This is a genomic window from Clostridium boliviensis, assembly GCF_033342255.1.
GTDB lineage: Bacteria > Bacillota > Clostridia > Lachnospirales > Lachnospiraceae > Lacrimispora > Lacrimispora boliviensis.
Genome location: NZ_JAWONS010000109.1, coordinates 1 through 20,755 on the forward strand (window position 1 = coordinate 1; position 20,755 = coordinate 20,755).

Annotated in this window: 22 protein-coding genes, 1 tRNA gene, 2 pseudogenes and 1 riboswitch; of the genes and pseudogenes, 20 read left to right on the plus strand and 5 right to left on the minus strand. The window is 42.8% G+C overall.

Going from position 1 to position 20,755, the window contains the following annotated elements; translation table 11 throughout:
* Nucleotides 1–7: 7 nt before the first annotated feature.
* The 4 genes from RZO55_RS06485 (at nt 8) to RZO55_RS06500 (ending at nt 3,034) form a co-directional block, all read left to right on the plus strand.
* Nucleotides 8–160: a hypothetical protein gene (locus RZO55_RS06485; RefSeq protein ID WP_318063716.1), complete on the plus strand. Its 153-nt coding sequence runs from the start codon at nt 8–10 to the stop codon at nt 158–160.
* Between the two features lie 40 nt (nt 161–200).
* A complete protein-coding gene (locus RZO55_RS06490; protein ID WP_318063470.1) occupies nt 201–1,478 on the plus strand; it encodes an MFS transporter in 1,278 nt (425 codons plus the stop codon).
* 193 nt (nt 1,479–1,671) lie between these two features.
* The gene (locus RZO55_RS06495; protein ID WP_318063471.1) at nt 1,672–2,130 is read left to right on the plus strand and encodes a helix-turn-helix domain-containing protein; all 459 of its coding nucleotides are present in this window, start codon (nt 1,672–1,674) and stop codon (nt 2,128–2,130) included.
* Nucleotides 2,123–3,034, plus strand: a complete 912-nt coding sequence (locus RZO55_RS06500) for a HipA domain-containing protein (RefSeq protein ID WP_318063472.1) — start codon at nt 2,123–2,125, stop codon at nt 3,032–3,034. The genes RZO55_RS06495 and RZO55_RS06500 overlap by 8 nt, the downstream gene beginning before the upstream one ends.
* A gap of 529 nt (nt 3,035–3,563) precedes the next feature.
* Here the strand turns inward: RZO55_RS06500 and RZO55_RS06505 are convergent.
* Nucleotides 3,564–3,848: pseudogene (locus RZO55_RS06505) on the minus strand (IS3 family transposase); the annotation flags it as partial.
* Between the two features lie 123 nt (nt 3,849–3,971).
* A riboswitch (cyclic di-GMP riboswitch) is annotated at nt 3,972–4,061 on the plus strand.
* Between the two features lie 158 nt (nt 4,062–4,219).
* Here RZO55_RS06505 and RZO55_RS06510 point away from each other — a divergent pair.
* The 5 genes and pseudogenes from RZO55_RS06510 (at nt 4,220) to RZO55_RS06530 (ending at nt 7,254) form a co-directional block, all read left to right on the plus strand.
* Entirely contained in the window at nt 4,220–4,639 is a 420-nt protein-coding gene (locus RZO55_RS06510; RefSeq protein WP_318063473.1) for a sigma-70 RNA polymerase sigma factor region 4 domain-containing protein, read from the plus strand.
* Nucleotides 4,640–5,271: 632 nt separating this feature from the next.
* A pseudogene (locus tag RZO55_RS06515) lies at nt 5,272–5,571 on the plus strand (type II toxin-antitoxin system PemK/MazF family toxin); the annotation flags it as partial.
* Nucleotides 5,572–5,642: 71 nt separating this feature from the next.
* Nucleotides 5,643–5,861, plus strand: coding sequence for a helix-turn-helix domain-containing protein (locus RZO55_RS06520; RefSeq protein ID WP_283674579.1), 219 nt, complete (start codon nt 5,643–5,645; stop codon nt 5,859–5,861).
* Between the two features lie 146 nt (nt 5,862–6,007).
* Nucleotides 6,008–7,048, plus strand: coding sequence for a tyrosine-type recombinase/integrase (locus RZO55_RS06525; protein ID WP_318063475.1), 1,041 nt, complete (start codon nt 6,008–6,010; stop codon nt 7,046–7,048).
* The gene (locus RZO55_RS06530) at nt 7,003–7,254 is read left to right on the plus strand and encodes a tyrosine-type recombinase/integrase (protein ID WP_318063476.1); all 252 of its coding nucleotides are present in this window, start codon (nt 7,003–7,005) and stop codon (nt 7,252–7,254) included. The genes RZO55_RS06525 and RZO55_RS06530 overlap by 46 nt, the downstream gene beginning before the upstream one ends.
* Before the next feature lie 160 nt (nt 7,255–7,414).
* On the opposite strand, the gene RZO55_RS06535 is transcribed toward RZO55_RS06530, so the two are convergent.
* Nucleotides 7,415–7,503: transfer RNA gene (locus RZO55_RS06535), tRNA-Ser, on the minus strand.
* A 133-nt stretch (nt 7,504–7,636) separates the two neighbouring features.
* On the opposite strand from RZO55_RS06535, the gene RZO55_RS06540 reads away from it, so the two are divergent.
* From RZO55_RS06540 to RZO55_RS06550, 3 genes are all read left to right on the plus strand, one after another.
* The gene (locus RZO55_RS06540) at nt 7,637–7,933 is read left to right on the plus strand and encodes an HPr family phosphocarrier protein (RefSeq protein WP_318063477.1); all 297 of its coding nucleotides are present in this window, start codon (nt 7,637–7,639) and stop codon (nt 7,931–7,933) included.
* Between the two features lie 176 nt (nt 7,934–8,109).
* Nucleotides 8,110–9,705, plus strand: a complete 1,596-nt coding sequence (locus RZO55_RS06545) for a ClC family H(+)/Cl(-) exchange transporter (RefSeq protein WP_318063478.1) — start codon at nt 8,110–8,112, stop codon at nt 9,703–9,705.
* Nucleotides 9,706–9,772: 67 nt separating this feature from the next.
* Nucleotides 9,773–10,501, plus strand: coding sequence for a peptidoglycan recognition protein family protein (locus RZO55_RS06550; RefSeq protein WP_318063479.1), 729 nt, complete (start codon nt 9,773–9,775; stop codon nt 10,499–10,501).
* A gap of 28 nt (nt 10,502–10,529) precedes the next feature.
* Here RZO55_RS06550 and RZO55_RS06555 read toward each other — a convergent pair whose 3' ends face one another.
* Nucleotides 10,530–10,961 (minus strand): C-GCAxxG-C-C family protein, encoded by a 432-nt coding sequence (locus RZO55_RS06555; RefSeq protein WP_318063480.1) that lies wholly within the window; start codon nt 10,959–10,961, stop codon nt 10,530–10,532.
* Nucleotides 10,962–11,000: 39 nt separating this feature from the next.
* Nucleotides 11,001–11,777, minus strand: coding sequence for a TMEM164 family acyltransferase (locus tag RZO55_RS06560; RefSeq protein ID WP_318063481.1), 777 nt, complete (start codon nt 11,775–11,777; stop codon nt 11,001–11,003).
* A 181-nt stretch (nt 11,778–11,958) separates the two neighbouring features.
* On the opposite strand from RZO55_RS06560, the gene RZO55_RS06565 reads away from it, so the two are divergent.
* The 3 genes from RZO55_RS06565 to RZO55_RS06575 are packed head-to-tail and all read left to right on the plus strand — an operon-like array spanning nt 11,959 to nt 14,224.
* A complete protein-coding gene (locus RZO55_RS06565) occupies nt 11,959–12,774 on the plus strand; it encodes a basic amino acid ABC transporter substrate-binding protein (RefSeq protein ID WP_318063482.1) in 816 nt (271 codons plus the stop codon).
* Between the two features lie 18 nt (nt 12,775–12,792).
* The gene (locus RZO55_RS06570) at nt 12,793–13,485 is read left to right on the plus strand and encodes an amino acid ABC transporter permease (protein WP_318063483.1); all 693 of its coding nucleotides are present in this window, start codon (nt 12,793–12,795) and stop codon (nt 13,483–13,485) included.
* Between the two features lie 16 nt (nt 13,486–13,501).
* A complete protein-coding gene (locus tag RZO55_RS06575; protein ID WP_369293198.1) occupies nt 13,502–14,224 on the plus strand; it encodes an amino acid ABC transporter ATP-binding protein in 723 nt (240 codons plus the stop codon).
* Nucleotides 14,225–14,488: 264 nt separating this feature from the next.
* Here the strand turns inward: RZO55_RS06575 and RZO55_RS06580 are convergent, their stop codons facing one another.
* Complete coding sequence (locus RZO55_RS06580) at nt 14,489–14,983, minus strand: GNAT family N-acetyltransferase (RefSeq protein WP_318063484.1); 495 nt, start codon at nt 14,981–14,983, stop codon at nt 14,489–14,491.
* Nucleotides 14,984–15,151: 168 nt separating this feature from the next.
* Here RZO55_RS06580 and hemA point away from each other — a divergent pair, with 168 nt between their 5' ends.
* Genes hemA through hemL form a run of 5 tightly spaced genes read left to right on the plus strand, consistent with a single transcriptional unit; the run spans nt 15,152 to nt 20,649 of the window.
* Complete coding sequence (hemA, locus tag RZO55_RS06585; protein ID WP_318063485.1) at nt 15,152–16,303, plus strand: glutamyl-tRNA reductase; 1,152 nt, start codon at nt 15,152–15,154, stop codon at nt 16,301–16,303.
* Nucleotides 16,304–16,305: 2 nt separating this feature from the next.
* Nucleotides 16,306–16,947 carry a precorrin-2 dehydrogenase/sirohydrochlorin ferrochelatase family protein gene (locus RZO55_RS06590; RefSeq protein WP_318063486.1) on the plus strand — a complete coding sequence of 214 codons (642 nt, stop codon included), beginning with the start codon at nt 16,306–16,308 and terminating at the stop codon, nt 16,945–16,947.
* Complete coding sequence (hemC, locus tag RZO55_RS06595) at nt 16,937–17,839, plus strand: hydroxymethylbilane synthase (RefSeq protein WP_318063487.1); 903 nt, start codon at nt 16,937–16,939, stop codon at nt 17,837–17,839. Before RZO55_RS06590 ends, hemC begins: the two co-directional genes overlap by 11 nt.
* An 18-nt stretch (nt 17,840–17,857) precedes the next feature.
* Nucleotides 17,858–19,369 carry a uroporphyrinogen-III C-methyltransferase gene (gene cobA, locus RZO55_RS06600; RefSeq protein WP_318063488.1) on the plus strand — a complete coding sequence of 504 codons (1,512 nt, stop codon included), beginning with the start codon at nt 17,858–17,860 and terminating at the stop codon, nt 19,367–19,369.
* A gap of 5 nt (nt 19,370–19,374) precedes the next feature.
* Complete coding sequence (gene hemL, locus RZO55_RS06605) at nt 19,375–20,649, plus strand: glutamate-1-semialdehyde 2,1-aminomutase (protein WP_318063489.1); 1,275 nt, start codon at nt 19,375–19,377, stop codon at nt 20,647–20,649.
* Nucleotides 20,650–20,755: the final 106 nt, after the last annotated feature.

Below are 20,755 nucleotides of genomic sequence, written 5' to 3' on the forward strand. Positions count from 1 at the left end.
GGGTAAGATCAGACGTGTTGCTGGTACAAGCCTTGAAAAATGTAAGAATACCAGAGACTGGGCTAAAATTAAAGCTATGTTAAAGGATGATATAGGGGAATTTCTTTGGAAAGAAATAAAACGCACCCCTGTCATTCTGCCGATTATTATGGAAATATAATTTGTTCACTTTTAATGCTGTAGTTAGAAAGGAAAGAAGATTGAAATTATCTCCAAAAAGTTTATACAGTAATAATAAATTTAATTATGGCTGGATGATTGTCTTTGTGGCTGCACTGTCTTACTTTTTTTCGGCTCCCGGTCAGACATTTTTCATCTCAGGATTTATTGATATCTATGTAAAAGAATTAAAATGGGATCGTACAATAGTCTCCAGCCTTTATTCAATTGCTACGTTATTTAGCGGTCTGTTTATTTTTAGTGTTGGACAGATTGCAGACAGGATTGGTACTAAGATTACCATGATTGCTGTTGGCATACTTTTAGGTCTGGTTTGTATCTGGAATAGTTTTAACTTTAGCCTGTTTAGTTTGTTTATTGGATTTGCGTTCAGCCGTTTTCTCGGACAGGGATCCATGACATTATTACCATCTTTGGTTCTTCCTAAATGGTTTATAAAGAAAAGGGCAATGTCTTTTTCTATTATGTCAATTGGAGGTGTTATAGCATCGACTTTAATTCCGATAATTAACGCAAGCCTCTTTAAAATAATCAGTTGGCGGGAAGTCTGGAGAATATGGGGCTTCCTTGTCTGGATTATTTTTGTGCCAATTACATACTTTTATTTATTTAATAGACCTGAGGAGATAGGACTGTTACCAGATAATGAAAAAAGGGCTGATGAACATTTAAGGAGCATAAAATTTTCCGATAAAGAGGAATATTTTACGCCGAAAGAAGCTATGAAAACCTTTGCTTTTTGGGGGATGCTTTACTGTCAGATCATACTTCCCCTGATAACCACTGGATTAACATTTCATTTAATTTCAATTATGGAATCAAAAAATATGACATCAGGAAATGCTGCTATGATTTTAAGCTTTTTTTCTATGGTAAGTTTCCCAGTCACCCTTATTTCAGGAAAATTTATGGATGGAGTAAAGCAGCATCATGTCGCTGCTGTTATTTCAATGATTGAATTGGCCGCATTGCTGGTACTATTTTTCACAGATTCACTACCAATGGCTATTGTTTTTGCTGTTTTACATGGGACGGCCACAGGATTGCAATCGATTAATAATGGTGTTGTGTGGTCGAATTATTTCGGGACTTTATATCTTGGAAGTATTCGTGGAATTTCTATGGTAGGTAATGTTATCAGCTCCGCAGTCGGACCGTTGCCCTTTGGCATTTTATTTATGAAATTCGGTAATTATAATGCGGTATTGTTGTTAATGATGGTTTTGCCTGTGATCGGGTTCTTAATTGCATTATTTTCTAAAAAACCAAATGCACCTAAGCGGTATTCTGTTGTTTGAAAAAATATCATAATGCATTAAAAATAATAACTATTCTAAAATATGGAAAGACTGTGAAAACAAATCACAGTCTTTCTTACTATAAAGTTTCAATATTATAGAGCCATTAGCAAATCTGTCTAAAGACAGGATCGTATCAACATATCTTGACACTGTATCGGAACACCGATATAATGGTATCAGGTGATTAAAAATGACAATACAGCAACTTATGCAGGACATGAAAATGTCCCGATATCGTTTATCAAAAATTAGCGGAATTCCATGGGCAACTCTAGTAGACATTTATTCGGGAAAAACGAATCTGAAACGGTGTGGTGCTGGTACGATGTCCAAGCTCTCTAAAGCACTTGGACTATCTATTGAGGAACTATTAATATTGGAAATAGCTCCGGAAAAAAATACAGCCGATGGTAAACCCAATATTAAAACATATTTGGAAACTGGGCTATCGGGTAACATTCAAAAGGCGATTAAAGAATACTTGCAAGGTGAAAAGGAACAGGTACTGCATCTTGACTGCCTCTGGGGAGAATTATATGGAGCGATTAATGCTGATCTTTGGGCTGGCTCTATTACTCAGCAACAGGCAAGCTACCTGCGAGAAAAATATCTAGGTTTAGCAGGAAAGGAGGAACAACCTAATGATTGATTTTACGTCATGTGAAGTAAATCGGTTTAGAGCCTATGGCGGAGCAAACGGGAACAAAATCAATATAATTTATGAAGGCAAAAGCTATATGCTGAAATTCCCGCCTACCCCAAATCGTAATAAGGTCATGAGTTATATCAACGGCTGTATCAGTGAATACCTTTCCTGCCATGTCTTTGCTTCTCTTGGATTAAGGACACAGGAAACTCTGCTTGGGACTTATACTGATTCACGCGGAAAGGAAAAGATGGCAGTGGCATGCGGAGATTTTACGGAAGGCGGTAAAAAACTGATTGAGTTCGCACACCTTAAGAATACCTGTATCAGCAGTGAACAAAGTGGATATGGCACAGAGCTTTCATCTATTCTGCAGGCAATTGACGAGCAGACGCTTTTGCCAGCGGATCAGCTTAGGGATTTCTTTTGGGATATGTTTATAGCGGATGCATTCCTTGGTAATTTTGACAGGCACAATGGAAACTGGGGTATTCTTGTAGACGAACAGTCAAAGACTGCAGAAATCGCTCCTGTATACGATTGTGGCTCCTGTCTCTTCCAGCAGCTTGCGGTCAAGGATATGGAAGCAATTTTAAACAGTGATGATGAGATTAATAGGCGTGTATATGTTTTTCCTACCTCGCCCATTGAAGAAGATGGAAAGAAGATCCCTTACTTCGAGTTTATCGCTTCTCTGAAAAATCCAGATTGCAATGCTGCTCTCGAAAGAATCTCTGCACGGATTGATATGGAAAAAATACGCGTATTAATTATTGAAACACCCACACTGCTTCCAGTGCAGAAGGAGTTTTATACGGTGATGATATCAGAACGAAAGGCAAAGATTATTGATTTTACTATGGAACAGCTAATGAAGTTGGAACAACAGGAAACGATGCATGAGTAACAGCAAGATCATGGACAGCAGTTTTCCGTGTGATAACAATTGACTATATTATAGATAGAACCTTAATTTTAAACCAGTATAAAAATATAAAAAGTCAGGCATTCATGCAGACTAAAAAGCAGATCATTTTGAGCAGAGTGGTCTGCTTTTTTCATAGACTGCGCCATGGTTCGTAACGCATCGTGTGGATAACTCCTCACTGTAAGAAAACTTAACGGCAGAAAAAGAACAATTGGTCTGTACAAATAGATTGCTAATACAGCAAATATATAAGAGATATATTTGACATTACCTTCCAGCAGTCTTTTCCTTAAGACGTTACAAAATATGAGATATTTAGTGCATTTCACATATTAATCGATATTATTAATTGTCGTTATCCGTTGTTTTAGAAGTGTATACATATTATAATTTATACAGTTACAGAAAATTACAAACACATTCCTTTTTATTGCTATATTACTCAAAGGATAGCCGTGATTGTAACAAGTATTTTTAAAATATAACAAGGTGGATTGTCAACAGTTTTCTAGACTACTTTTTTAATGGTAATCATTCTATACTTCACCGGTGACAAATATCCTAGCGAAGAATAAATTCTGTGGTTGTTGAACCAATTCATATAATCAGCCAATTCAATCTGAAGATGGTATAAGCTGCTAAAGGTCTGGTTCCTGACGAACTCTGTTTTGATTATTTTAAATGTTGCATCTGCAACTGCATTATCATAAGGACAGCCTTTATGGCTTAGGGAGCGTTGAATTTCAAATGCTTTCAGAGTTTCATCAATCGTCTGATTCTTGAATTCGTTACCCGTTCTACACTCAAGGAGTGGGCATTGATATCACTCACGTTAAATTCCCTATTACTCAATGAGCAATAGGGAATTTTACGATTTGCGGTCGGGGTGTGCATTTTATCAATAGACGGTATTAGAATATAGCAAGGGCAAACTCGGCTAAAGCCGGGGACGCAAAGCTACAGGGTCTAAGACGTTTTCGGACGTTATGATAGTCTGGCTGCCAAAAACCACGCAGGGCCTGCCCTCTCACAATGAGGGCAGGCCCTTGCACTTTTTTACGGCTTTTTACGGATCATTTTGATATAGAGATACCGGCTATCGTTCCGCGCCGAGGCGAAAGGGGCATCCCTATGGGTAATAACAGAAAACGGAGGACAAGCCATATGGCAGAGAAAAAAGAATATCGAATAAAGGTGCAAGGACAGCTCATGCCGGTCAGTGAGGAAATCTATTTGACTTACCACCGTATGAAGCGCCGTGAAACCTATCTGGAAGAAAGAGATACGACAAACGGCGTGTTTTATTACAGTGCCTTAGACACGGAAGGAACCAATGGCGAGGATGTAATTCCTGACCTTATTTCTCCTCGTGTGGAGGAAGCGGTTATGGACAAGCTCCTCTCGGACAAGCTTCACAAGTGCCTTGCACAGCTTACCAAAGAGGAACTGGAGCTCATTTTAACGCTGTTTTTTCAGAATAAAAGTGAGCATCAACTAGCGGCAGAAACCGGAATCCCACGCATAACACTCCATGATCGAAAGACAAAAATTCTACAAACTTTAAAAAAACTTATGGAAAAGTAAAACTTTTTTCGTCCACCCCCCTCACGAAATCGGCTTAGTAGTGAGGGGATTTTTCTATTCTCCCTTACAGCTCTTTGAAAATTTTATATCCGATGACCTGAATACGTTAGCTGACGGACCCCAAAAGGGAAAGCGACCCCGGAGGATGCGCCAAGACCACCTGTAGGCAGGCAGCAAGAAAAGCGAAATCACTTTTTTTCTTTTCGCCTGTTTCTTCCTGCTCCTATCAAAGACGGCCAATTAAGGTGCAAAGCGGTACCCATCCGACGGTCAGACAGGCTGTGGCAGCCTGTCTCGCAATGACCCCGTTAGCCTATATTGATACTTCTGTCCCGTCACAGCCCCCCTTGACCGGGGGATCACGCAATGAGGGCAGCCGGCAGAGATCCTGGCGGGGGTGAGATTCCCATGATGCGGTGAAGCCAGCCGCAGTTTAGGCCATCGCCTTTGTTGTGCAAGGCATTGCTTTGCACAGTGCGCTTGGGGAGTAGTGTCGAATTAAGAGCCTTGATTACAGAAAAATGACTTAATGTCAGAAGCGATGGGGATCGCTCTGCCTTTACAGCAAAGCGGTCCCTATATTTGTGCCATTAAGAAAAATGTAGGAATTACGAATCAAGGAGGTGTGAAGTTTGGATACGATAAAGCAAGGCGTCAGCCACGGCGATATTTACTACGCTAATCTAAACCCCGTTGTGGGCTGTGAGCAAGGAGGCATCCGTCCTGTACTTATCCTGCAAAACGACATAGGCAACCGTCACAGCCCCACCACCATCGTCTGTGCTATTACAGGCAGACCCTGCCAACCCATACCATCATTAATGTGGGCGGACAGATTGGCCAGAGAGTCCTTCGTACTTCTGGAACAGATACGCACTATTGACCGGACACGGCTTCGTGAATGGCTTGGTCGGCTGGATGAGCAGGCAATGTAGGAAATCAATCAAGCACTTTTATCGACGTCGGACTTAATCCGGAGATTTTTTATGAAGGAGGAATTTTTATGAGCAACAAAACAACCATGTTTGAAAAATACCCCGACGTAGTCGAGGTAAATCAATTACGGGAAATGCTCGGAGGCATCAGCCGGAAGCTGGCATATAAACTGCTTTCAGAAAAAGAGATACATAGTGTTCGCATTGGGCGGACCTATAAGATTCCTAAAGCATGCGTCATTGAATATTTACTGAGTGAAGAAATGTGTCATATCAAGATTGGTTGATATGGCTTTTTGCTTATTATTGGCCCAACCGTAGAAAACTCCTTCGGATTGTTTCCGCGTAAATAAGTAGCTATCCTATGCTTTCTATGGTATTGTGATGTTGTCAATGGTAGGCAAATCCGCTGTTATTTCAAAGGAGGATAACAATGATAACAGGCTGTCTACAAGAAAAAAACAATACTTACTATGCCGTCCTATATATCAAAGTGGATGGCAAAAGAAAACCTAAATGGGTTTCTATCGGACTTCCGGTAGCGGGAACCAGCGACAGGAAAGCCCAAAAAGCCTTCGACCAAATCCGGTTGGAATATGAACAGGAGCAGGTAGAAAAGGAGCGTCGGGAAGCTGAGGAAAGAGCCAGAGAACTGATTGAAGGCAAACGGAATCCCCAGGCGGATGTATTATTTACCAACTACCTTCAAAAATGGCTGACCCAATCAAGGCCCACGATAGCCAAAACAACATTCAAAGGCTATCAAACCATGCTGGACGGGCGAATCAGCCGGTACTTTACCGAGCTGAACATCACCTTGGGAGAGGTTACCCCACAGCATATCCAGGACTTTCATCAATCAATCTTTGATGAAGGATACACACCGAACACCGTTATCCATTATCACGCAGTCCTCCGCAGAGCATTGCAGAATGCAGTGAAAAAAGGGATCATTAGCAGCAATCCTGCTGACCGAGTAGACAGGCCAAAGAAGAATGTGTACCATGCTCAGTTTTATTCCGCAGGGGAAATGATGGCACTGTTTGATGCGATATCGGATGATCCCTTGGAGATTTGTGTGAAGCTGGCAGCTTACTATGGCTTGCGCCGAAGCGAAGTCCTCGGATTAAAGTGGGACGCGATCAACCTTGAGCAAAAGACCATCTCCATCAAGCACAAGGTGATTGAGGACACGGTAGATGGCAAATCGATAGCGGTAGGTGAGGATGTACTGAAAACCAAGTCCAGCTTCCGCACACTTCCGTTACTGCCATCAGTAGAAAAGCTACTGCTTGCAGAAAAGGAAAAGCAGGAAATGTACCGAAAGCGATTCAAACGCTCGTACTGCTGTGATTACCTCGACTACATATGCCTTGACCAAACAGGGAAGCTCATGCGCCCTAATTATGTAACGGATCACTTTAGCGGGTGCTTGAAAAAGCCGACCTCAAAAAAATCCGGTTCCACGATTTAAGACATTCATGTGCCAGCTTACTACTTGCAAATGGGATATCAATGAAGCAAATCCAGATATGGCTGGGGCACAGTACCTTTGCAACCACAGCGGACATTTACTCTCATCTGGACTTCCACGCACAAATCGAATCCGGCTTGGTTATGGATGGGATGTTTGAAAGAAACCGAGTGGCAGAACCTACTGGACTTGCAGCGGCCAATTGATTTTCTACGGACTGCTTTATCAGAACACGGAAAAAACTTATAAAACAAGGGTTCAGGCATATCCGTTTTCTACAGAAACAAAAAAACGCCCTCAAAAGAGAGCGTAGAAAAAACTAAAAAAAGAAGAGCCGGTTGTGGACATTGACCACAAACAGGCTCATGGCGGAGGCGGTGGGATTCGAACCCACGTGCCCGTAAGGACAACCTGATTTCGAGTCAGGCTCGTTATGACCACTTCGATACGCCTCCATTTGAAAACACAACGACACAATTATACACGATAATTCAAAATTTGGGTAGTCTTTTCCTTAAAAAAAAATACACTTTTCAGGTATAACTGTTCACCGGATGGAAACAATAGGAATAAATAGTTAAAGTGCACATGATTGAGAAAAAAAACAAGATTTATTTAGTGAAAATCATGAATGAGACGATGAAAAGAAAGATGGTGTCTGAGGTGAGAAAGATCAACCACACATTTTCCACTGTTGAGGAACTGGTGGCATTTGTAGTAAAGGCGGAGCGGTGCAGTTTTGAAATAAAAGTCATCTCAAACCAGTTGGTGATCGACGGAAAATCACTGATGGGGGTTATGATTATTGGAATTGGGATACAGGTGGAGATCATCTGCTATAATGAAACATTTTCACCAGAGCAGTTAGTGGACTATGCAGCATAAACAGAATAATCAGATCAGAAATAAACCGGTTTTTTCCTGTCAGCAGTACAAGATGAAGCCGGTTTATTTTAGAAGTATTCCGGATTTTGCCTTGCAATCGGCACATTCAGGAGCTATAATTTTATATTGTGTGCAAGTCGGCCATAAAAAAATGATTTACAGGAGGAAAAAGCGTTATGCAGACGGAAGGTCATACGGTACAGAAAACGATTAACCGTTACCGAAGTTTTCGTTATGAATTGATATTGGAAGGAATTATAACAGGAGCCTTAGCTGGTTCCGTAGTTGTGTTTTTTCGGTACTTACTCAGCCATGGAGATGAGCTTCTTAAATGGGTGTTGAATGCTGTGAAGGGAAATCCGCTTATGAGTGTCATCTGGTTTCTTGTACTCACTGCAGGTGCTCTCTTTGTTACAATCATGCTTAAATGGGAGTCTTTAATTTCAGGAAGCGGAATTCCACAGGTAGAAGGGGAGATGATAGGTGAACTGGATCCCTGCTGGTGGAAAACCCTTGTTGCAAAGCTTTTGGGCGGACTGGTATCACTTGGCTTCGGACTTTCCCTGGGACGGGAGGGTCCAAGTATTCAGCTGGGCGCCATGGCAGGAAAAGGACTTTCCCGCATATCAAAAAGGTCTAAGACAGAAGAAAAGCTGTTAATCACATGTGGTGCAAGTGCAGGCCTTTCTGCCGCTTTTAATGCGCCGATCGCCGGTGTTTTGTTCTCCCTGGAAGAGATACATAAACATTTTTCACCGGAAATCCTCTTATCCACTATGGCGTCATCCATCACTGCAGATTTCGTTTCCCGGAATGTATTCGGTTTAAAGCCGATTTTCAATCTTAATATTACAGAAATGATTCCACTTAAATGTTATGGATATGTAATCTTATTTGGCGTGATTATCGGTGCGATGGGTGTGTTGTATAATACATCCCTTTCAAAAACCCAGGATCTGTATCAGAAAATTGCAAGTCCGTTTCTAAGGTTGATGGTTCCGTTTATACTGGCGGGAGTGTTTGGCCTTTATTATCCCCAGGTACTGGGCGGTGGTCATCCGCTGGTAGAGGTGCTGACCTCCGGCGAGATGTTATTTGGAGCAATGTGTCTTCTGTTCCTGCTTAAATTTTCATTTTCCATTCTAAGCTTTGGCTCCGGTGCTCCGGGCGGCATCTTTCTGCCTCTTCTTGTGCTTGGCGCAGTCATCGGAAGCATATACTTCAGCGGAATGGAACTCATGACCAATTCACTTGGTGGGCTTTTAGGAAATTTTATCATACTGGGAATGGCCGGATATTTCTCTGCGATTGTCCGTGCCCCTATTACCGGCATTATTCTGATCAGTGAAATGACAGGCAGCTTTAGCCACTTACTTTCCCTGTCCCTTGTGTCACTGATTGCCTATGTGATTCCTGACATGGTCCGGTGCGCTCCTGTTTATGACCAGCTGCTTCACCGGCTGTTAAGAAAACTGAATCCCAACAGGGATACGTCCCTTACCGGAGAAAAAGTGCTGGTGGAGGGGAGGATATTTCATGGAAGTATTGCGGAAGGGCGAAAGGTTTCTGAAATCCAGTGGCCGCGTACCTGTCTGCTGATCTCTCTATTCCGTGGAGAAGCTGAATTTGTCCCCAGAGGTGAAACGAAATTTTTTGCAGGGGATAAAATCGTCATTCTCTGTGATGAATCAGCCCAGGGAAAGCTTCATGCGGTTCTGCAGGATGTGTGTGAGACGGTTAAGATGGAAGCAAGAACCCAGACAGAATCCTGAAAATTGATTGACTTTTTCCTTGGTAAAGACGTAAACTGTTAGAAAAGGCAGATCAGGAGTTTTCACCATGAATAATCAGACAAAAGATGGAATAGATGAACTGGAACGCCGGCGCAGATCAAGGCTGCGCCGGTATAAACAAAAGAAAAAGAAGAAAAGAAGAGCATTCTTATACATATGCTTCCGTTTTTTGCTGTGGACAGGAGTGTTATCCTTAATGATATGGGGATTGATTTCTCTGTTTGGCAGAAACTATGTGGATATACAGTCAATTACCATGCCGGATTATGTAGAGCCGGATTACATTGAAGTCAATCCCTACTCAAGACCCGGAATCAATATGAAGCGGATTAATGGCATTGTGGTTCACTATGTTGCTAATCCCGGCACAACTGCGAAACAGAACAGGGATTACTTTGCCAGCTTAAAAGACCAGACAGGAGAGAAAAAGATTTCTGCAAGCAGTCATTTTATCATCGGACTGCAAGGAGAGATTCTTCAGGAAATACCAGTCTATGAGGTAGCTTATGCGACCAACAGGGAAAAAAATAAAGATACGATTTCCATAGAATGCTGCCACCCGGATGAAACCGGTAAATTTAATGACCAGACCTATGCCTCTTTAGTGAAGCTGACAGCCTGGCTGTGCAGAGAACTGAAACTGACAGAAAAGGACGTAATCCGGCATTATGATGCCACTGGGAAGGATTGTCCCAGATATTTTGTGGCACATGAGGATGCATGGAAGCAGTTCTTAAAAGATGTAAAGGCGGAAAGAACAGGGGATAAGAAGTGAATGATGAAAGAATAGAAGAATCGGATTTTTATTCCGATTCTTCTGAAAATAGCTTCTGTTCAATGATTTTTACCGCATCTGTGATACAGTCATTGCAGGAACGCAATACGTTACCTGTCTCAATTCCTTTTAAATCCTTACATACAACACTTCTATTTTGTTCTTTAAAGCTTGCAAGGCATGCTCTGGAAGCTTCATAAGACACTCTTTTGGAGTCAGGCTTGTCAAGTTTTGCCGTACTGTTTTTTAATCCGGATAAAACGGCAGCAGCACCTATGGCACCACATGTGCCTTCCATTCCTCCCATCCCAAGTCCCAGGCCTTCTGTAAAACGGAACATGGTCTCTTCATCCACTCCGGTTATGTCACAGAAAACGCAGGAAACAGCCTGTGCACAATTATAACCGCTGGCGTGTTTTTTGAGAGCTTCCTCAGCTCTGTTATCAATAAAATCTGACATGTGTCATTCCTCCTGATGATGTAAAAAATATATACCCGGTCACGAATTCTGCCGGGAAGAATAAAGATGAAATTTTCCAAATATCACATGAAACACAAACCCTCCCAGGCAGGTAGCTGCCAGATAGAAGGAGTTCCCCATGGAAATCCCATAGTTTATCGCAATATCATGAAAGACCATCTGGGCGGACGGATAATAAGGAGATATGTAGAACATATCTGCCTGCCCTAAAGGTTTTGCTGTCCGGTTGATGACGGACGCCACAATACAGCAGATAAAAAACAAAGGAAGTGTGCGGGCAAATCCCCGTAAAGTGGTATCGGAACAGCGGGAAAAGGCAATTACCAGACCAATATAAATCAGCAGCAGATGCCAGATCAGTCCATGGATGGTCAGTACCCAGTAAGGATGAAACAGCCCCGATGGCTCTGCCAGAGCCATAATTCCTCCTAAAAGGTTAAAGTCCTGCATAAAAGTGTAGAGCACCGTCTTTTTGCCAGGCGCGGACACGAATGGCAGCACCAGACAGAAATACATGGGCAGACTGCACAGCTGAAATGGAAAATACCACCAGTTGTATGTCTGGTCATTCACCACATAATATAAGAATAATTGTTTGTAGCATTCAGAGGCAGCCAGTACAATACCGCAGAGAAACAAAAGTCCGGGTATCCGGTCATTCTTAATTCTGCCTGTGGTGTAATAGGACAAAAAAACTACGCAAATTAGCCCTGCAGAGACAAAAAAAAGGTGGAAAAGCGAATAGGGGGCAGGCGGTGTCATGGGCCATGCCGTTTTTACAAGGATATCCTTCATAGCGGTTCCCTTTCTTCCCTGATTATTAATCAGCTATATTATAATAGATGGGGGAAAAACATGCAAGGCAATTGAACAATCTTCCCCCGAAGTACTTGATTAATTCTGAAAATGATATATAATGTATAACTGATACAATTTTTATAATTATGCAAATTTATGTATAAGAGGAGGAACTATTATGAAGAAAAATAAAATTGCAATTGCAGTGGCACTATGTATGGCAGCTGTATTAACTGCATGCGGCACACCAGCAAAAACAGAGACTACAAAGGCAGCAGAAGCTGAAACAACAAAAGCAGAAGCAGAAAGTTCAGCAGCAGAAAGCTCAGCAACAGGCGGCAAGCTGGTTATGGTTACCAATGCAGAATTCCCTCCATACGAATATCATGAGAACAACGATATTGTAGGTATTGATGCTGATATTGCGAAAGCCATTGCAGATAAGATGGGTATGGAGCTGGAGATCCAGGATATGGCATTTGATTCCCTGATCCCTGCTGTTCAGTCCGGCAAGGCAGATTTTACAGCAGCTGGTATGACTGTTAATGAAGACCGTAAGAAAAACGTGGACTTTACTGATACTTATGCACAGGCAGCTCAGGTTATTATTGTAAAAGAAGGCAGTGAGATCAAGACTCCGGCAGATTTAGACGGAAAGAAGATCGGCGTTCAGACCGGAACAACCGGAGATATTTATGCAGGAGACATTAAAGACGCAGCTATCAATCGTTATAATAAGGGAATGGATGCAGTTATGGCTCTTACCCAGGGTAAAATAGATGCTGTGGTAATTGACCGTGAACCAGCGAAAGTATTTGTAAAAGAGAACGCAGGTTTAAAGATTCTTGATGAGGCATTTACAGAAGAAGAATATGCCATTGCTGTTAAGAAAGGCAATACGGAACTGTTAGATAAGATGAATAAGGCAATCAAGGAATTAAAAGATTCCGGTGAGCTTCAGAAGATTGTGGATCAATACATCACAGCAGAATAAGAAAAAAGGAAGAGTGCTATGTGGGAAAAGCTAAGAGATGATTTCTATCAGAATTTTATCGTAGACGACCGTTGGAAATATATTACCGACGGATTGCAGAATACGCTGAAAATCACGTTTTTTGCAGTATTAATCGGAATACTGCTGGGATTTTTGGTGGCAGTTATACGGTCAACCTATGAAAATACGCATAAGCTGAAAGTACTCAACTGGATCTGCGGCGTCTATCTGACGGTAATCCGCGGAACGCCGGTGGTGGTTCAGCTCATGATCATGTATTTTGTGATCTTTTCCTTGCATGATCCGGGACAAATATTTACTGCGGTTGTAGCATTCGGTATCAACTCAGGTGCCTACGTGGCAGAAATCTTCCGAAGCGGTATCAGCAGCATTGAAAAGGGACAGTTTGAAGCAGGAAGAAGTCTGGGCTTTAATTACGCCCAGACCATGTGGTTTATCATCATGCCCCAGGCGTTTAAGAATGTAGTTCCTACTCTTGCCAATGAGTTTATTGTTCTTTTGAAGGAAACATCTGTTGCAGGTTACATAGGACTGCAGGATTTAACCAAAGGCGGAGATATCATTAAGAGCCGCACTTATTCTGCGTTCATGCCTCTGTTAGCAGTGGCAGTCATTTATCTGGTTATGGTTATGTTGTTTTCACAGCTGGTAAAAGTACTGGAGAGGAGGCTGCAGAGAAGTGAACATTAATAACATGGAAAAACCTCTGATTCAGGTACAGAATCTGGGAAAGAAGTTTGGTGAGATGGAAGTCCTTAAAGACATTTCCGTCGATATATACAAAGGTGATGTGGTTTGCGTCATCGGTCCCTCTGGCTCTGGAAAAAGCACATTCCTCCGCTGCCTAAACCGGCTGGAAGAACCAAGTGGCGGCCACATTCTTTTTGAAGGCACTGATATCGTAGATAATAAAACCAATATTGATAAGCACCGTCAGAAAATGGGGATGGTTTTCCAGCAGTTCAACTTATTCCCTCACATGACGATTTTAAAGAATCTGACGCTTGGCCCTGTAAAGCTTCAGGGGAAAAGTGAGAAAGAGGCCAGAGAGCAGGCCTTAAAGCTTCTTCAGAAAGTAGGGCTTGCTGACCGGGCGGATTCATATCCAAATCAGCTTTCCGGTGGTCAGAAGCAGAGAATTGCCATAGTGCGTGCTCTGTGCATGAATCCGGATGTGATGCTTTTTGATGAGCCGACTTCAGCTCTGGATCCGGAGATGGTAGGAGAAGTTCTAACCGTTATGCGGGAACTGGCTGATGAGAAGATGACTATGGTCGTGGTCACTCATGAGATGGGATTTGCCAGAGAAGTGGCGACCAGAGTTATGTTTATGGATGGCGGTTATTTTCTCGAGGAGAATGAGCCTGAAGAATTTTTTGCGAATCCGAAGAATGACAGGCTGAAATTGTTCTTAAGCAAGGTGCTCTAAATAAAATAGTTACAAAATTTAATATTATAGTTTGAAATGTCACTGATTTGTTGCTTGATCAGTGACATTTTTTCTTTATTTATGATAATATTCCAAAGTATAAAAAAATACATCTTACAATTTGAAAAACATATGATATACTACAAAAAATATAGCAATATACGTTTTTGTGACAAATATTCAAAGAATATTGGTAAGGTCAAATTTTGATAAATGCTGCTTTTTTGCGTTTCTCAATCAGGGGAATTTCTTATACCTCAATACTTATAAAAGTTTTGCCATATAAAATTCATCAACAGCGGTTCCATCAACAATCATGGAACGTTCTTTTTTTCCCTCAATGACAAATCCCATTTTTTCATACAGATGACGCGCCTGTTCATTTTCACTTACTACGGTCAGTTCAAGCCTTGTTATTCCGCTTTCCTTTGCCCACTTTTCCATTTCCTCAAAAAGCATTGTTCCGTATCCCCTGCCCCTGTAGTCCTTTAATATTCCGATGACAAGATAGGCACTGTGACGAATTCTTTTTGGTTCCCCTCTGGAAGCAGAAAGAAAACCTGCTAAATCCCCCTCATTTTCCAAAAGAAGAAAAAGGGAACCAGAGCTTTCCCAATGTTCAATTCTATGTTTCATATCATCAGCAGTAGAGGTCCGTTCTCCAGGTTCATACATCATAAAGCTTGTTTCTGTATCCAGCTGTTTTAGCATTTTAATCAGCAGGTCCGAGTCTTCTGGTCTGACAGTTCTGATCTTCATAAGTAAGCTTCTCCTTCTCAGATTATTTTTTCTTATTATACATCGCATTTGAAAAAATGCAATTGTAGTTTTAACACTCCATTGCCCTGTGTATGGGGTTGTGGTAGAATAGGAACGTGGTTTTAATTACGATGTTAAGAGAAGAAAGCTGGAACGAACATGTATTGTATGAGTGTGAGCCATAAGAAGGCTCCAGTGAGTATCAGAGAAAAATTTGCTTTTACTACGAAGGAAAAAACGGAACTAATATACCGGCTGATGAAAAAGGATTCCATAACCGGCGTTGTGGTTCTTTGTACCTGTAACCGCAGTGAGATTTATGTTTCCGGATCCAGATATGCTATTGGCGAGCTTCAGCGGGAGGCTGCTGATTTAAAAGGAGTCCGCCTGGGAGAGCTGATTAAATACCTCAATGTTTACAACGATGAGAATGCCATACGGCATCTGTTTAAGGTTACCTGCGGATTTGACTCCATGGTTTTAGGGGAAGATGAGATACTGGGGCAGGTAAGGGAAGCTTATCAGTTTTCAAAAGAATCAGCAGCTGCGGATTATGAGCTGAATGTGCTGTTTCAAAAAGCGATGGCAGCGGCAAAGCGGATAAAAACAGACACCAGACTGTCTAAGACCCCTCTTTCCATAGCAACCCTTGTGGCAAATGAAGTATTTCATTTCAGTAAAGAGGGAGAATACAAGAATGTTATGGTGATTGGCATGACCGGAAAGATGGGTGGCACCATAACAAAGAATCTGTTAAGCAAACCGGGAATCCGTGTGACCGGCACAATGCGGACCCATTCCTCCGATCTTCTGCTGAAGGCAGACAGCAGCCGGATCAGAGAAGTGGATTATAAAGAACGATATAATTATATGAATGAGATGGATGTGGTAATAAGTGCAACTTCAGGACCTCACTATACTGTGACCAGAGAAGAAGTGGCCGGCTGTATGAGTGCAGAGAAGAAGCGGCTTTTTATTGATGTGGCGGTTCCGGTTGATATGGATCCGGAGATCGGGAAATTTTCCGGACTAACGTTATATGACATTGATTATTTTGAAACATTATCAAAAAATAATACGGAGATCAAACTGAAAGAACTGGACTGTGCAAAAGTGATTATGGAAGAAGAACTGGATGGGGCATTAAAGGAAGTTTTGTTTCATCCTTATATTTCCCAGATGGGTGAATTAAAGGAAGCACTGTCCGGGAAACGGTTTGACACCCTTCTATACCGAATTCGGGATCATGTTACCAGCGATGATTTAAAAGTGGTACTGCGTACGATAGATGGTTTAAAGGACTGGATAAGAGAGGAGTGACAATGGCTTATTTTCCGTTTTTTGTAGAGCTTGCAGGGAAAAAGTGCCTGATTACAGGCGGTGGAATGGTAGCTTACAGAAAGGCACTGGTGCTAAAGGATTTTGGACCAAAGATCACCGTGGTTGCCATGGAGATGATTCCTGAAATGGAACAGCTCACCGCACAATGTAACGGATCAATGACTTTATTGAAGCGGAGCTTTGAGGATAAAGACATACAGGATGTGGATTTTGTGATTGCTGCAACTTCAGATGAAGAGCTGAACAGGCACATATCAGTATCCTGCAGACAGCAGAAAATTCCTGTGAATGTGGTGGATGTACAGGAGGAATGCAGTTTTATTTTTCCTGCTCTGATTAAGGAAGAAGAGATTGTTGTGGGAATATCCACGGGAGGAAGTTCCCCTACCATTGCCCAGTATTTAAAAAAACGCTTTCGACAAGCCATCCCCTCAGGATTTGGTATGCTGGCTGTCCAGCTCGGCTCCTATAGGGAGCTGGTAAAAGAAAAGGTGTCATCTCTTCCGGTCAGGACTGAGATTTTTAAGACCATGGTGAAAGAGGGAATCCGTCAGGGTGGAATATTTACCAGAGAACAGGCCATAGAACTGATAGAAAGGAAACTTGGGGAACATGAACAGTGATACAATCCGCATAGGAACCAGAAAAAGTGCACTCGCCGTAGCACAGACACAGCTGGTTGCAGATGCTTTAACCAGGTTTTCTCCTGGTATGACAGCGCAGCTGGTGAAAAAGCAGACAGAAGGAGACAGGGTCCTCAACAAGCCGCTTCTGGAATTCGGCGGAAAGGGAGTGTTTGTAACAGAGTTTGAAGATGCTCTCCTTCAGGGTGAGATTGATCTGGCTGTTCACAGCGCAAAGGATCTTCCCATGGATTTAAAGGAAGGTTTAGCAATTGTGGCGGTCCCGGAACGTGAGGATCCAAGAGATGTGCTCATTACCTTAAAAGGCAGTGAATTGAATGGGAAAGAGGAGATCGTAATCGGAACTTCCAGCTTAAGAAGAAGAATTCAGATCGAGGAAATAGGTACTTCCTTATGGAAGGGGATACCGGTCCGGTGTGAGAATTTAAGAGGCAATGTTCAGACACGTTTAAAACGGCTTTTGGAAGGTGATTATGATGGAATTATACTTGCAGCAGCAGGATTAAACCGTCTGGGTATACAGTCAGACCCAGCCTTTTCGTATCACTATTTTGACTGTGAGACCATGATTCCTGCCGGCGGACAGGGGATTCTGGCTGTAGAAGGCAGAACGGGAATGGAGACCTGGCCAGAAATATGGGCAATTGAAAATAAGGAGGCAAGGCTCTGTCTGACACTGGAACGCAGGATATTAAGGCTTTTAAATGCCGGCTGTCATGAACCAGTAGGAGTTTATTCCCGCATTATCAGGGAAGGACAGATTGAAGTCTTTGGAATCATCAGGAGAGAAGACCAGATAAAAAGGATTCATCTTCAGGGGAAAACAGAGGAACTGGACAGTCTGGCAGAACAGGCTGCAAAAGGACTTTAACAGAGAACGGAGGAAATCATGAAGAAAAACGGAGTGGTATACTTAGTAGGTGCGGGACCCGGTGATCCCGGTCTGATTACCCAAAAAGGATTAAAACGGCTTGAAAGCTGTGATGCTCTTGTTTATGACTCTCTTGCTTCAGATTGTTTCCTTGATAAGGTGCCGGATCACTGCAGAAAGATTTATGCAGGCAAGCGGGCCGGCGCCCATTCCATGAAGCAGGAGGAAATTAACCGCCTCTTAGTGGATCTGGCACAGGAAGGCTTAAACGTGGTTCGTTTAAAGGGAGGAGATCCTTTTGTATTTGGACGGGGAGGAGAGGAGATTTCAGCACTTTTAAAGGCGGAAATTCCCTTTGAGGTGGTGCCCGGTGTAACCTCAGCCGTGGCAGCACTTTCCATGGCAGGAATTCCGGTGACGCACAGGGCGGTCAGCCGCAGCTTTCATGTCATGACAGGACATACCGTTTCTGAAAATGGAACGCTTCCGCCTGATTTTGATTCTTTTGCAAAGCTTTCCGGAACGCTTGTATTTTTAATGGGTCTTTTCAATCTTCCCCTGATTGTCAATGGACTTATAAAAAATGGAAAGCCTGCATGCACACCGGCAGCAGTGATTGAAAACGGCACGCTTCCACAACAGAGAACGGTTCGTGGGACACTGGCAGATATTGAAGAAAGGGCGAAACAGGCTGAAATAAAAAGTCCTGCAATTATTGTCGCCGGAGATGTGGCAGCCCTGGATTTTTCTTCTACAATAAATCTTCCGCTTAAGGGGTGCCGGATTGGAATTACTGGAACCGATTCCTTTACGGCCAGGTTTAACCAGGAACTTTTATCCCTCGGGGCAATAACAGACAGTGTTTTGACGCTGTCTATTCAATCCAGCCGTCTGGGTGATGAGATGAAAGAAGTGTACAAAGAGCTTAGGACTTATTCCTGGCTGATTTTAACCAGTGCCAACGCAGTCCGGGAATTTTTTGCCGGTCTTTTGGAAGGCGGGTATGATTTGCGTTCACTGGGAGGGATAAAGTTTGCAGTGATAGGAAAAGGGACGGAAAGCGAACTGCTTAAGTCTGGTTTTCATGCGGATTATATTCCGGAACGTTATCAGGTAAAGGATCTTGCACAAGGACTCATATCCCGGCTGACAAAAGAGGAACGGCTTCTCATTCCCCGGTCAGCAGGCGGATCACCGGAGCTTAATCTGGCTTTTGATGAAGCTGGGGTATACTACGATGATAAGGTGCTTTATGAGGTGGTACTAAAAGAGAAAGAACAGGAGCATATGGAAAAAAGCCTGGCTCCCCTTCACTATTTAACCTTTGCCAGCGCTTCGGGTGTGGATGCATTCTTTCAGAGAGAAAAAGCCCTGTCCTTACCAGTCTCTTTAAAAGTAGTCTGCATTGGTGATATAACCGCAAAGGCTCTTTCCAGTTATGGAAGAGAAGCGGATTTAATTGCATCGGTTTACAGTGTTTCAGGGCTGACAGAAGTCATATGCCAGGACTGGTGCAGAAAAAAGGAGTAATGAATATGAACACAGAAGAGTCAAAGAAACTATTTGAAGAGTCCGGAAACCATTTCCCCGGAGGGGTCAACAGCCCAGTGAGAGCCTTTGGTTCCGTTGGCGGAGCTCCTGTTTTTATAAAAAAAGCAAAAGGTTCCCATATCTATGATGAGGATGGGAATGAATATATTGATTATGTGAATTCCTGGGGGCCCTGTATACTGGGACATGCATATGAGCCAGTGGTAGAAGCGGTCAGAGAAGCCTGCCTTTCCGGATTGTCCTATGGTGCTCCAACCAGAAGAGAGCTGGAGCTTGGAAAACTGATTACAGAATGTATTCCGTCCATGGAGATGATGAGAATGGTCAGCTCAGGTACAGAAGCGGTAATGAGCGCGATTCGTGCAGCAAGAGGATTTACAGGACGAGATAAAATCATTAAATTTAAGGGATGCTATCATGGGCATTCCGATGGACTTTTGGTAAAGGCAGGGTCAGGAGCCCTGACAGGCAGTGCACCAGACAGCGCCGGTGTGCCTGCTTCTTACACGAAACACACACTGTTAGCCGGATACAATCAGGAAGATACCGTAGAAGAATTATTTAAACAGTATCCCGGGGAGATTGCAGCCATAGTAGTAGAACCAGTCGCAGCGAATATGGGGCTGGTCGCACCAAAACCAGGCTTTCTTCCATTTTTAAGAGATATCACAACCAGATACGGTGCCCTTCTGATTTTTGATGAGGTAATAACAGGTTTTCGTATGGCTCTTGGCGGAGCTCAGGAATATTATCAGGTGAAACCAGATCTGACCACTCTTGGCAAGATCGCAGGAGGAGGCATGCCCATGGGAGTTTACGGCGGACGAAAAGAGATCATGGAAGTTGTATCACCCCTTGGCAGGGTGTATCAGGCTGGAACTCTGTCAGGCAATCCCATTGCAACAGCTGCAGGGACTGCAACCATAAAAGCCCTGATGAATCAGCCTGGTCTCTATTCTGCTCTGGAGAAAAAAGCAGATTTCCTGGTACACACATTAAAAGAAGTTCTGCCAAAGGCACAGATAAATCAGGCGGGTTCTTTATTCAGTGTATTTTTTGCACCCCAGCCAGTAGTGGACTATGAGTCAGCACTCCGATCGGATACAAAGATGTATGCCCGGTATTTCCATTACCTCCTGGAGCATGGGATCTATACAGCACCCTCCCAGTTTGAGATCCTGTTCTTATCAGCCGCTCATACGCAGGAAGATTTGGATGAGACAAAGAGAATCATGAAAGAGGCTGCAGCAAATTTATAATCAGACATGAAACGGGGATGTTACAATCTGTATCATCCTCTTTTTTTATTGTTCTAAAAGAAGTGGTATAAATTCTAAAAGAACCATAAATTGTATTAACATTTAG

Bases quoted from the DNA above. Each gene is read 5' to 3' on its own strand.
- RZO55_RS06495 (WP_318063471.1), top strand. From the start codon at position 1,672: ATGACAATACAGCAACTTATGCAGGACATGAAAATGTCCCGATATCGT.
- RZO55_RS06500 (WP_318063472.1), top strand. From the start codon at position 2,123: ATGATTGATTTTACGTCATGTGAAGTAAATCGGTTTAGAGCCTATGGC.
- RZO55_RS06510 (WP_318063473.1), top strand. From the start codon at position 4,220: ATGGCAGAGAAAAAAGAATATCGAATAAAGGTGCAAGGACAGCTCATG.
- RZO55_RS06520 (WP_283674579.1), top strand. From the start codon at position 5,643: ATGAGCAACAAAACAACCATGTTTGAAAAATACCCCGACGTAGTCGAG.
- RZO55_RS06525 (WP_318063475.1), top strand. From the start codon at position 6,008: ATGATAACAGGCTGTCTACAAGAAAAAAACAATACTTACTATGCCGTC.
- RZO55_RS06540 (WP_318063477.1), top strand. From the start codon at position 7,637: ATGATTGAGAAAAAAAACAAGATTTATTTAGTGAAAATCATGAATGAG.
- RZO55_RS06545 (WP_318063478.1), top strand. From the start codon at position 8,110: ATGCAGACGGAAGGTCATACGGTACAGAAAACGATTAACCGTTACCGA.
- RZO55_RS06550 (WP_318063479.1), top strand. From the start codon at position 9,773: ATGAATAATCAGACAAAAGATGGAATAGATGAACTGGAACGCCGGCGC.
- RZO55_RS06555 (WP_318063480.1), bottom strand. From the start codon at position 10,961: ATGTCAGATTTTATTGATAACAGAGCTGAGGAAGCTCTCAAAAAACAC.
- RZO55_RS06560 (WP_318063481.1), bottom strand. From the start codon at position 11,777: ATGAAGGATATCCTTGTAAAAACGGCATGGCCCATGACACCGCCTGCC.
- RZO55_RS06565 (WP_318063482.1), top strand. From the start codon at position 11,959: ATGAAGAAAAATAAAATTGCAATTGCAGTGGCACTATGTATGGCAGCT.
- RZO55_RS06570 (WP_318063483.1), top strand. From the start codon at position 12,793: ATGTGGGAAAAGCTAAGAGATGATTTCTATCAGAATTTTATCGTAGAC.
- RZO55_RS06580 (WP_318063484.1), bottom strand. From the start codon at position 14,983: ATGAAGATCAGAACTGTCAGACCAGAAGACTCGGACCTGCTGATTAAA.
- hemA (WP_318063485.1), top strand. From the start codon at position 15,152: ATGAGTGTGAGCCATAAGAAGGCTCCAGTGAGTATCAGAGAAAAATTT.
- RZO55_RS06590 (WP_318063486.1), top strand. From the start codon at position 16,306: ATGGCTTATTTTCCGTTTTTTGTAGAGCTTGCAGGGAAAAAGTGCCTG.
- hemC (WP_318063487.1), top strand. From the start codon at position 16,937: ATGAACAGTGATACAATCCGCATAGGAACCAGAAAAAGTGCACTCGCC.
- cobA (WP_318063488.1), top strand. From the start codon at position 17,858: ATGAAGAAAAACGGAGTGGTATACTTAGTAGGTGCGGGACCCGGTGAT.
- hemL (WP_318063489.1), top strand. From the start codon at position 19,375: ATGAACACAGAAGAGTCAAAGAAACTATTTGAAGAGTCCGGAAACCAT.